General features: G+C 60.1%; 8 protein-coding genes and 2 pseudogenes. 5 read left to right on the top strand and 5 right to left on the bottom strand.

The window, feature by feature from the left end; translation table 11 throughout:
- Positions 1 to 75 precede the first annotated feature (75 nt).
- Positions 76 to 1347 (bottom strand): annotated as a pseudogene (locus LDJ84_RS25830) (APC family permease); the annotation flags it as partial.
- 968 nt (positions 1348 to 2315) lie between these two features.
- Here LDJ84_RS25830 and LDJ84_RS25825 point away from each other — a divergent pair.
- On the top strand, positions 2316 to 2984 hold the full coding sequence (locus tag LDJ84_RS25825) for a hypothetical protein (protein ID WP_203791012.1): 669 nt from the start codon (positions 2316 to 2318) through the stop codon (positions 2982 to 2984).
- 222 nt (positions 2985 to 3206) lie between these two features.
- On the opposite strand, the gene LDJ84_RS25820 is transcribed toward LDJ84_RS25825, so the two are convergent.
- From LDJ84_RS25820 to LDJ84_RS25805, 4 genes are all read right to left on the bottom strand, one after another.
- Positions 3207 to 3509 carry a hypothetical protein gene (locus LDJ84_RS25820; RefSeq protein WP_170858963.1) on the bottom strand — a complete coding sequence of 101 codons (303 nt, stop codon included), beginning with the start codon at positions 3507 to 3509 and terminating at the stop codon, positions 3207 to 3209.
- Positions 3510 to 3618: 109 nt separating this feature from the next.
- Positions 3619 to 4290 (bottom strand): YceH family protein, encoded by a 672-nt coding sequence (locus tag LDJ84_RS25815; protein ID WP_024764809.1) that lies wholly within the window; start codon positions 4288 to 4290, stop codon positions 3619 to 3621.
- A gap of 61 nt (positions 4291 to 4351) precedes the next feature.
- A complete protein-coding gene (locus LDJ84_RS25810; RefSeq protein ID WP_024764808.1) occupies positions 4352 to 5107 on the bottom strand; it encodes a cache domain-containing protein in 756 nt (251 codons plus the stop codon).
- A gap of 108 nt (positions 5108 to 5215) precedes the next feature.
- Positions 5216 to 5962, bottom strand: a complete 747-nt coding sequence (locus LDJ84_RS25805) for a FadR/GntR family transcriptional regulator (RefSeq protein WP_024764807.1) — start codon at positions 5960 to 5962, stop codon at positions 5216 to 5218.
- 304 nt (positions 5963 to 6266) lie between these two features.
- Between LDJ84_RS25805 and LDJ84_RS25800 the strand changes: the two genes are divergently transcribed.
- The 4 genes and pseudogenes from LDJ84_RS25800 (at position 6267) to LDJ84_RS25785 (ending at position 10287) form a co-directional block, all read left to right on the top strand.
- On the top strand, positions 6267 to 7760 hold the full coding sequence (locus LDJ84_RS25800; RefSeq protein WP_226045600.1) for an aldehyde dehydrogenase: 1494 nt from the start codon (positions 6267 to 6269) through the stop codon (positions 7758 to 7760).
- A gap of 131 nt (positions 7761 to 7891) precedes the next feature.
- Positions 7892 to 8110, top strand: a pseudogene (locus LDJ84_RS25795) (amino acid permease); the annotation flags it as partial.
- A 759-nt stretch (positions 8111 to 8869) separates the two neighbouring features.
- Positions 8870 to 9097, top strand: coding sequence for a helix-turn-helix transcriptional regulator (locus tag LDJ84_RS25790; protein WP_203791016.1), 228 nt, complete (start codon positions 8870 to 8872; stop codon positions 9095 to 9097).
- Between the two features lie 488 nt (positions 9098 to 9585).
- The gene (locus LDJ84_RS25785; protein WP_203791018.1) at positions 9586 to 10287 is read left to right on the top strand and encodes an inovirus Gp2 family protein; all 702 of its coding nucleotides are present in this window, start codon (positions 9586 to 9588) and stop codon (positions 10285 to 10287) included.
- The last annotated feature ends 117 nt before the right edge of the window (positions 10288 to 10404 follow it).

The following is a 10404-nucleotide window of genomic DNA, read 5'->3' as shown; positions in this document are numbered from 1 at the left end:
CTCGGCAAGCTCATGTCGCTGTGTAGAGCAAAAACGCCCGGCATCCCGCCGGGCGTTCTCATTTCACTCCAACACTTACTGCTGATGCAGCTTCCACGCATCCCCGTGGGGCGCGGTGCCCTTGTCGTAGGGTCGGAACAGGGTCATGTAGGCCAGGCCCAGGACGATCACGATGCCGCCCACCAGGATGATCCCGTAGTTCAGGTACCAGGGCGCATCCGGCGTGCGCGGCCAGGACATGTTGATGATCGCCAGCACGCCGTAGGTCAGCGCCAGGATGTTCACGATCCAGCCCCAGTTGCCCAGGGTGAAGGCGCCGCTCGGCTTCCAGCCGCGCAGGCGGGCGAACAGGGCGCCGCCGACGATCATCTGGAATGACAGGTAGATGCCGATGGCGGCGAAGCTCACCACCATGGCGATGGCGTTCTGCAGATAGAAACCGGCGCAGACGATCACGCTTGGGATCACGCCGCAGGCGATCAGTGCAGCCACCGGTACGTGGGTGTTGGGCGACAGGCGTTTGAGCAGGCCGCTGCCCATCACCATTTCGTCGCGGGCGTAGGAGTACAGCAGGCGGCTGGCAGCAGCTTGCAGGCTGAGCACGCAGGAGACGAACGAGACGATGATCACCGCCATCACCAGGCGCGCGCCGGCCACGCCGAAGGCGTTGTCGAGGATGGTGGTCATCGGGTCCTTGTCGGCGCCGGAGATCACTGCCTGCATGTCCGGTACCGCGAGGATCAGCGCCAGGGCGGCGAAGATGGCTGCGCCGCCGCCGATCCAGATGGTCATGCGCATGGCCTTGGGAATCCGGCGGCTGGGGTTCGGGGTTTCCTCGGCGACATCACCGCAGGCCTCGAAGCCGTAGTAGAGGAACATCCCCGCCAGCGAGGCGGTGAGGAAGGCTGGCCAGTAGCTGCCGTCGATGCGGATGTCGAAGGTGTTGAACAGCACCGAGAACGGCTGGTGACGCTCGAAGATCAGCAGGTAGGTGCCGATCACCAGCGCGCCGAGCAGTTCGCAGATAAAGCCGAACATCGCCACGCGGGCCAGCAGCTTGGTGCCGGACAGGTTGAGCAGGGTGGCGATCACCGTCAGCGCCAGGGCGACGAAGGTGTTGGTCACCGGCGTGGATTCGAAGCCGAGCAGTGTGGCGATGTACGGGCCCGCGCCAAGTGCCACGGCGGCGATGGTCACGCACAGCGACACGGAGTAGATCCAGCCGACCATCCAGGCCCAGCGCTTGCCCACCAGGCGCCGAGCCCATGGGTAGACGCCGCCGGAGATGGGGAACTGTGAAACCACTTCGCAGAAGATCAGGCACACCAGCATCTGCCCGATGGCAATACTTCCCTGCGGCCCGAGGGCATCGATATTCAGGAAGTAGGTGCTGTTGACTTTGCGCAAGGCGAAAACCTTGCTCGAAAGCCCTGCCACATAACGACGAATCAGCCCAAGGTGCATTAGGCGAAAGAGGCGATTTTTAACTTGCGTAGGCTTCATGCCCGTGAGCTGGGCCAGTTCAGGGAATCCAATCTGTACCTCACCAAACTGATCAGAGCGAGAGAGCAAAACCGCAAAAAGCAGACGATTACGGATGCTCAGCCGCCCACGGCCCCCTGGCGGCGGATGCCTCTTCTTTTTAGGCTTCGCTGCAGCCATCTTCCCCCCTCCTTTTTCGTCTTTTTCGTCTTGCTCACCTTGTTCGTCTTGTTCGTCACCCTCATCAGGCTCACGTCCGAGTACAGGAAAAACCATGTCCGCGCCCGAGAACAGTACTTGCAACAACTCAGCATGTTGGGGGTAGAAACCATCCTCCAATGCGTCCACATGGCACGAGGACAGCTTGTAGGCAACTGATGCCCTTCCTCCGCTTCCTACTCGGGAGGGAGCATCACGCTCCAGGGCACCAGCTTCGACTAGCTCGTTCAACGCGGCAGAGACGACTCTCTCCGACACATGGAGCTTCTTCGAAAACGGCTTCACGCTCAGCTCGCTCGCTGGTTCTCGCCAGTACCCTGGATCCCTAGCTATGACCTCCAATATGAAGCGAGCATCAGGTGAGCATGAAAAGGCGGCCTCTAAAAGGCTTTCGAAGAGAAGAATCATTTTAAATTTCCCTCCAACGCACAGTTTTTACACCCTATATTTTTTATGCATACGAACAATAACAACTCACATAACACATCGCAACACAACCGACTAAACATCAAAACGACACCCATAACGGCAATGCAACATCTTGAATATCATCACCGTAACGGATATCTTCAAAAATTCTAGCTAGCCGTGAATCGCCCTCATTGGAGGATGGAATGTCAGAGAATGAGAAGCCGCTTAAGTGGCTGCGCAGGCAGGATGGAGAGTGGGAATGGGCAGCCGATTACCTGGAGCAACGGCTCAATGCCGAGTATATAAAGTCGATAGCGCCCAATCCGATCAATCGACTGGGAACCTACGAAAACGTAGTTTCTGCCATCAGAAAAATCAGAAAAGATAACCCCGAGCTTGTCATCAGGCTGCAGGGGGCGGTACGGCAACGTCGGTATCGATCCGATAGCAACGGCAGAAAACCGCTTACGTTCACCCTTGGTAAAGAAACCATCACTAGGTTGAAGCAGCTCGCCAAGCGGCACGAGACAAGCGAAACGGCAATAATCACCTCGCTTATAGATCAGGCAGGGCAAGCAGCAGAAGCCGAGAAGAACTACGAAAAGCAGCTCAAGGAATCAATTTTAAGAGAGCGAAAAATTGCCGGCCAGGTAACGGCGTCCCTGCGGACTCAACGGGACGAAGCACTGAAACATGCAGAGCGCTACATGAAACTGCTAACCCGCTGGGAACTAATGTGGCCCGGCGAAACCCCATCAGAAGCCAGCGATGAAGAGATAGCCAAGCTGGTTGAGCCAAAAATGAAGGACCTCAAAGACGCTCTAAAATACATCGCCTTCAGAGACAGCCTGACCACTGAGCGCCCGACCTAACGGGCGCAGAACCAGAAGAAGGACCTCCGGTGCCCTCGACATCCCGAGTTCAAATCCAGCCTAGCGGTATTCCAAATGGTATTCCAATAAGCTTTTTAAACTGACTTTTTATTTATTTTTCAAGTAGATATAAGATCATTTCAGATTACCCCGGCCCACCAAGTCCAAAGAAAAAGGCGCTGAGCCTCAAGCACAGCGCCTTTTTTCTTGTCTGCGATTTGCCTAGAGCGTGAGGAACCCCAGCCGCGGCATCAGCAACTCGGCACGCTCTTCCCCTACCGTTTGGGCACAAGGCTTCCGCAGGCGCAACCGTTCGGCATTGCACAGCAGCGGGCCGTCGTCGTCTTCGGTACCGAAAGGGTCATCAATCAGCACACCCTTGATCAGCCCCTGGCGAAACAGCTCACGTATGGCGAGGAGGTTGGCTTCGCGCGGCCCGCTCAGATCGCTGATGGATTTGAAGTCGCTTTCCGTGAGCTGGCTGAGCACTGCATTCAGCTGGGCCTTGGAAGGTTTATGACTCATGAGAAAGCTCCGGGTGCAGCAAGGGTCAAGCCTAACTATCGGCGGCAAATCTTAACGCTGGATTAGCGTCGCGCAGATTGACCTGGGTCCACCTGCGCGGTGCATCGCATCAGTCGCGCGAGACGCCCAGCTCCAGCAGGGCGAGACGCTCTTCGAGAGCCGCAATGCGGCCTTCCAGCTCGACCAGTCGCCCTTCGTCATGACCGCCGCTGTCGCTACGCTCTCCAGAAGCTCGGCTACCGCTGGCGGCGATGGCGGCCTCGCGGTCCTCCTCGGTGCCCAGCAAATGCATATAGCGGTCTTCGCGCTGGCCGCCCAGGCGTTCCAACTGCATGGCCATGCCGCGGCCGGCGAGGCGTTCGAGCTGGTGGCGAACTTCCTCGGTGTCGTCGAAGTCGTGCATGCGCTGGCTGCGGGTGAGCAGTTCGTTGAGCGTCTGCGGGCCGCGCAGGAACAGCAGGCCGAGCAGTATCACCTGCGGCTTGACCAGCTCCAACGCCTTGTCCAGCCGCTGCTCCCAGCGGTCGGCGCGGCTGCCCATCACCAGACGGGTCATCTCGCGGCCTTCGAGGTGGCGCAGGGATTGGCCGACCTGACCGGGGGTGAGGTTCATCACCGGGTCGCGGCTGGTTTTCTGGTTGCAGGCGGTGACCAGGGCGTTGAGGGTCAGCGGGTAGGCTTCGGGCGTGGTGAGCTGCTTTTCGATCAGGCATCCGAGTACGCGAGCATCCACGGCGCTCAGCGGTTCGAAGTCGGGCAGTGTGTCGAGCGACTGGCTCATGGCGGTTTCCGTCAGGTTGGGAACCGCCCTAGCCTAGCCAATTGCGCAGCGTTTGGCAGCCTCAGGCCGCGCCGGACAGTCGGCGGTTCAGCGGTCGTTCGATGACTGCCCAGTGGGAAAAGGATGCTGCCAGCTCCTGTTCGCGGCCCTGCGCATCGCGCCCCAGCGAGCGGTAGGCAAGGTCGCCAGCGAACCAGTTGGCAGTGTTTGCGGCCACCACGCGGCCCTCGCCGTTGACCACCAAGGCCTCATGCCCCATCTGCATCAGGTTGCCCAGCAACACGCCCTCGAACTCATGCAGGGCAATATCCGCGGCGGCGACGCCGATGAAGCGGCCATCTACCTGGATCGGTACGGAGAAGGCGAGGATGTACAGGTCGGTGCCATAGAGATCGACGAAGGGCCCGACCACCGAGGGCTGGCCGCTGGCGCGCGGGCGCGAGAACCAGGGCATGTTGAGGTAGTTGTAGAAGCTCTCGCTGCGCCGGTTGAAGTTCAGGCTCATGGGCACGACCTTGTCGCCGCGGCCGTGGTACCACCACTCCAGGTACATGTCCTGGTCGGCCAGTTCTCCCGGCTCGATCACCACACCGGTGCCGTGCAGACGCGTACCGTCATCGGTGAGGTCGTGCTGGATGCGCGGGCGCAGTGCACCGAGATCCTTCGAGGACGGACGCTTGCCTTCCTCCGCCAGCGCCCGCCAGATCGCCACGACGTCGCCCGCCAGTTCGTCGAGACGCTGGAAAACGTTACGGATGGAAGCGTCAATGCGCTGGGCGCAGCGCTGGAGTTCATCCGAGGGTTGTTCGCTGGACATGACCGCGTGCCTCGCTGTTCTTGTTATCGCGCAGGCCAGAGAGGCCCGCTCAGTCGGTTCGCTGCGCACCCACTCGTGCGCGCCGGAAAGCAGCAAGCGTTGTGCCACTCAGCCGTCGTCGGCCAGCAAGCTCAGGCGCAGATTGATCAGCCGCCTGATGCCCCGGGTGACGTGGGCTTCGGCCAGCGCGCTGGCGAGATTCGAGTCGCCCGCACTGATCGCTTCGAGAATGGCGCGGTGTTCCTGCTCGATGGCCGCAGTGCCCGGAAAGCCTTCCACCAGCAGCCAAAGCCATTCGCCGATTTCCGCCTGCAGGCGCGTCTCCGCGTGGGTCAGGCGCACGGACTGGGCGGCGACGGCAATCTCGATATGGAAACGCGCATCGGCGCGGCGTTGTTCCTGCCGAGTCGTGGCGTTCGCCAGCGCATCCAGGTACTGAGCGATGCGCGCCTGCTCATCGGAGGTGGAGCGTTGCGCCGCCAGGCGCGCAGCGGCGCCGGCGATGGCGACATGCTCGTCGCCCAGGTCGCGCAGTTCCAGCGCACTCATCTGGCGCAGTTGCCCCAGCAGAGCGTCCTCGGACGTGTGCTGCGGCGAGCAGACAAAACTCCCGCCATTACGCCCACGGCGGGTTTCGATCACGCCGCGTTCGCGCAAATCCGCCAGCGCATCGCGCAGGGTCACGGTGGCGACGCCGAACTGCATGGCCAACTCGCTTTCGCTGGGCAGTTGCTCGCCCTCGGCGTAGAGGCCGAGATCGACCATCTCCACCAGACGGCGCGCGACTTCCTCGGTGCGCCCTTCCTGGCGCAGGCGCATGAAGCTGGCGGGGCGGACTTTCCTGAATTCGTTCATAGGCGGCAGTGCGAAGGGGGCGCTTGGGGCGGACGCTTCCTGCGCGAAAAGTTCCTGTTCTGGCGGTGATGACGAAGTCTATCTGCAGGCTGGCAGCACCTTCGTTCAAAACTATGTCTCCATATTTTTAAATCGCTCTCGGCACTTTCAGCAAGGTATTTCGCTCTGAAAAGAGCTTTGAAACGTTCATTTTTCGACCTGTATTGGCAACCGCAAAATCTTAAGATATGGTTTCAAATGTATTTGCCAGCGACGGTCCGCAGGCCGTCTCCGCCCACAACAGCAAGAACGAGGAGCGATACGCATGAGCCAGCCAAACCGCGCCGAATGGGAAGCCCGCGCCAAGGCCTTGAAGATCGAAGGCCGCGCCTTCATCCAGGGCGAGTACCTCGCCGCCGCCTCCGGCGACACCTTCGATTGCATCAGCCCGGTGGATGGCCGTCTGCTGGCCAAGGTCGCCAGCTGTGACGCCGCCGACGCCGAGCGTGCCGTGCAGAGCGCCCGCGCCACCTTCGACTCCGGCGTCTGGTCGCGTGAAGCGCCAGCCACCCGCAAGGCCGTGATGATCCGCTTCGCCGCCCTGCTGGAAGAACATGCCGAGGAGCTGGCGCTGCTGGAAACCCTGGACATGGGCAAGCCCATTGGCGATTCGCTGAACGTCGACCTGCCAGGCGCCGCCGACTCCTTGCGCTGGAGCGGCGAGGCCATCGACAAGGTCTACGACGAAGTCGCTGCGACCGCCCATGACCAGCTCGGCCTGGTCACCCGCGAACCGGTGGGCGTGGTCGCCGCCATCGTGCCGTGGAACTTCCCGCTGATGATGGCGGCCTGGAAGCTTGGCCCGGCGCTGGCCACCGGCAACTCGGTGATTCTCAAGCCGTCCGAGCGCTCGCCGCTGACCGCCATCCGCATCGCCCAGTTGGCCATCGACGCTGGCCTGCCGGCCGGCGTGCTGAACGTGCTGCCCGGCTACGGCCATACCGTCGGCAAGGCACTGGCGCTGCACATGGATGTGGATACCGCAGTCTTCACCGGCTCCACCAAGATCGCCAAGCAGCTGATGGTCTACGCCGGCGAATCGAACATGAAACGCGTCTGGCTGGAAGCTGGCGGCAAGAGCCCGAACATCGTCTTCGAGGATGCCCCGGACCTGCAGGCCGCCGCCGAAGCTGCCGCCGCCGCTATCGCCTTCAACCAGGGCGAAGTCTGCACCGCCGGATCTCGCCTGCTGGTGCAGAAGTCGATCAAGGCGAAGTTCCTGCCGCTGGTGGTCGAGGCGCTCAAAGGCTGGAAAGCCGGCCATCCGCTGGACCCGGAAACCAACGTCGGCGCCCTGGTCGATGGTCGCCAGCTGGAGCAGGTGCTCGGCTATATCCAGGCAGGCCAGGACGAAGGCGCGAAGATCCTCACCGGCGGCAAACGCGTGCTGGAGGAAACCGGTGGCACCTACGTCGAGCCGACCCTGTTCGACGGCGTGAGCAACGCGATGAAGATCGCCCGCGAGGAAATCTTCGGCCCGGTGCTCTCGGTCATCGAGTTCGAGGACGCCGAAGAAGCGATCCGCATCGCCAACGACACCCCGTACGGGCTGGCGGCGGCAGTCTGGACCCGCGACATCTCCAAGGCCCACCTCACCGCCCGTGCCCTGCGCGCCGGCAGCGTGTGGGTGAACATGTACGACGGCGGCGACATGACCGCGCCCTTCGGCGGCTTCAAGCAGTCTGGCAACGGGCGCGACAAGTCGCTGCACGCCTTCGACAAGTACACCGAGCTGAAGGCGACCTGGATCAAGCTGTAACGCGATCCGGAACACAAGAGGTTTGGAGCAAGACGGCGCGCGGCTGATGCCGCGCGCCGAACAATAACAACAACGCTTTCCGTTGCACCCGATTGGCTGCCGACGCGAAAACCTCAGACAGGAACCCCACGATGAACAGCTCTATCCAGCCAGGCGCCGCCCTGGACCGCGACGCGGAGCAACTACGCGCGCTGGGCTACACCTCCAATTTCGAACGCAGCATGACCCTCTGGCAGAACTTTGCCCTGGGCTTCACCTACCTCTCGCCGGTGGTCGGCGTGTACACCCTGTTCGGCCTGTGCCTGGCCGCCGGCGGACCGCCAATGTTCTGGTCCTACCTGCTGGTGGGTATACACATCGCACGTGACCCGGAGGCTAAGAGGTTTATCCATGCTGACCTTCTTCAAGGCGATTGTGCGAAAGCCATGAGGGGCGAGACCGACGGAGTAAGGACACCCAGCAGTCTTCTCCAGCTCTTGGCTGGGCAGGAATGGGGAGTCTTTTCCCTGTTCCAACATTTGCTCTCCAGGTACGCCTCTCATCTGCTATCTCGCCACTGGCAAGATTTGGGTTCTGGGGTGCAGATTGAAGACGCGGAGCTGATGGCGTCTATTAAGAAGGACTTCATCAGGGAGCCACAGCCTGGGGCGGTAAGTGAAACCGATATTGAGTCAGAGGAGGGAGCCAGCAGCGAAGCTACGAGTAAGCTGAAAGATGGGGTGGGTGGTGATGCCGAGCAAACCTGCGAATGCATCTACTCAATGGCGATAGATATTGCACGTGAGTACCGAGCGCGATTTTGCCAGGCTAACTGGGTAGATTTCGAGTCGGCGGATATTCGGATTCTTCCGGCGAAGCGACGGACCGGATACAGGGCCATTACGCTTATGTTCCGGCCGGCGCTTGTGGACCTCCCCCGCTTCTCGGTGTTTCTCGAGGGCCCTCGGGAGAGTTCGGAAATATGGTCGGCGAATGATGAGACCGAAATAACCCTGAAGAGTCGATTGATGTTCGGGTTGGCCACCTTGCCGCCCAAAGCGAGAAAGGTTCGGTCGCAGTAAAAAAATCCCCTGTGTGCAGATCCTCTGAGCTAACAGAGGAGCCTGCTCATGAGGATCATTCGTCTGAAAGAAGTTATCGATTCAACCGGCCTGGCACGGTCGACCATCTACAAGTACATCGGGGAAGGTACCTTCCCGAAGCCCGTCTCGCTGGGTGACCGCTGTGTCGGCTGGGTCGACAGCGAAGTGCATGACTGGATCTTGGCTAGGATTGAGGAGCGCGATTCGGTTAGTGAATCTCCCGTCCGATTTGGCCGCTTGGGTCTGACCGGCTAATCATTAAGCATCGGTGCCATGACCGGCTGTGGCTGGTCATGGCGTTTATGCCGAATGGGTAGCAATGCGCCTTAGCTCTCCTGGTGGGCCGTCAATGCTGCTCCTCATTGATAGGTCCATCGGGAGGGCGCGCGGTTAGATGGCTGGCTGTACCAGGATGGATGATCGATGGTTTATTTCCGGAGTAGGTGCAGAGAAGAGTTTCCCAGTGTACCCGGTGAAAAACTCCCTTCGATTACGGCGTAGCCGAGAGCATCCTGTGCGGTGTGGGTAATATGCTTTTACTAGCTATTCCTACCCATAGGTTCGGATGCCCACTGACACCATGGAGCAATCGCACCTCCTACTTGTAGGGGGCTGGACAGCATCGACGAGAGCAGCAAGTACTCGTCTTGAATTCAGGCGAAGAGCAGACATCCACCACGGATCACGGTAAAAAAATACGTAGCAGACAAACAGGTTATGAACCTCAATCAGGAGTCATAACCATGTCCAGCCATCCCCGTATCGCCAATCGCTACCCTCTCCGTCATCCCGACAACACCAATCTCAGCCTGCACTACGACGACACCTTCGAAGGCTTTCCCGTAATGATCGAGAAAGGGCCTTTCATCCGGGAGTACCTTGCTCGTCTCAAGCACATCATCGATCTGGCTAGAGATCAGTATCCGAGGGTATTGGCCTTCAGAGTGGATCTCCGTCTGCCGAAGGATATCGACCTGCCCGACTACGCCTATACCAACCAGGTCATCAGCAAGTTCTTTGAGGCCTTTACTGGCAGGATCGAATACCACCGCAGCCAACTGCGTGAGCGGAGTCGCTATGCCCGTGGCTGCAAGGTCCGCTATGTCTGGGCCAGAGAGACAGGCAGGGGAGAAAGGCCGCACTACCACCTGTTGATCCTGCTGAACCGTGATGCCTACTACGGGCCTGGGCGTTTACGGTCAGAGGAAAGCAACATATTCAATCGCATGCAAGAAGCCTGGGCCAGTGCATTGGGTGTACCCGTAGACTGGGTGGACGGCTTGGTGGAAATCCCTGATAACCCGGTTTACCGGATCAACCGGAGTGTGCGGGAGGGGCGAGAAGATCAGCTACCTGCGCTGTTTCATCGCGCTAGCTACCTCTGCAAGGCTGCTACGAAGTCTTATGGGGATCGTCAGCGGGGATTTGATACCAGTAGGGGATAGACTCGAGGAGATGGAGCCTGGCAACCCGGTAGATAAAAAACCAATCCAGCACTTGGTATGAACCTATCAACCAGGTGCCTGCCATGACCGATTACACAGCAAAACCTCTCTCCCAAT

The organism is Pseudomonas sp. HS-18 (assembly GCF_020401845.1).
Classification (GTDB): Bacteria; Pseudomonadota; Gammaproteobacteria; order Pseudomonadales; family Pseudomonadaceae; genus Pseudomonas; species Pseudomonas nitroreducens.
This window is presented reverse-complemented; position numbering and strand designations above follow the sequence as displayed.

Coding starts and splice junctions, on each gene's coding strand:
- LDJ84_RS25825 (WP_203791012.1), top strand. CDS start 2,316: ATGTCAGAGAATGAGAAGCCGCTTAAGTGGCTGCGCAGGCAGGATGGA.
- LDJ84_RS25785 (WP_203791018.1), top strand. CDS start 9,586: ATGTCCAGCCATCCCCGTATCGCCAATCGCTACCCTCTCCGTCATCCC.
- LDJ84_RS25815 (WP_024764809.1), bottom strand. CDS start 4,290: ATGAGCCAGTCGCTCGACACACTGCCCGACTTCGAACCGCTGAGCGCC.
- LDJ84_RS25805 (WP_024764807.1), bottom strand. CDS start 5,962: ATGAACGAATTCAGGAAAGTCCGCCCCGCCAGCTTCATGCGCCTGCGC.
- LDJ84_RS25810 (WP_024764808.1), bottom strand. CDS start 5,107: ATGTCCAGCGAACAACCCTCGGATGAACTCCAGCGCTGCGCCCAGCGC.
- LDJ84_RS25800 (WP_226045600.1), top strand. CDS start 6,267: ATGAGCCAGCCAAACCGCGCCGAATGGGAAGCCCGCGCCAAGGCCTTG.
- LDJ84_RS25820 (WP_170858963.1), bottom strand. CDS start 3,509: ATGAGTCATAAACCTTCCAAGGCCCAGCTGAATGCAGTGCTCAGCCAG.
- LDJ84_RS25790 (WP_203791016.1), top strand. CDS start 8,870: ATGAGGATCATTCGTCTGAAAGAAGTTATCGATTCAACCGGCCTGGCA.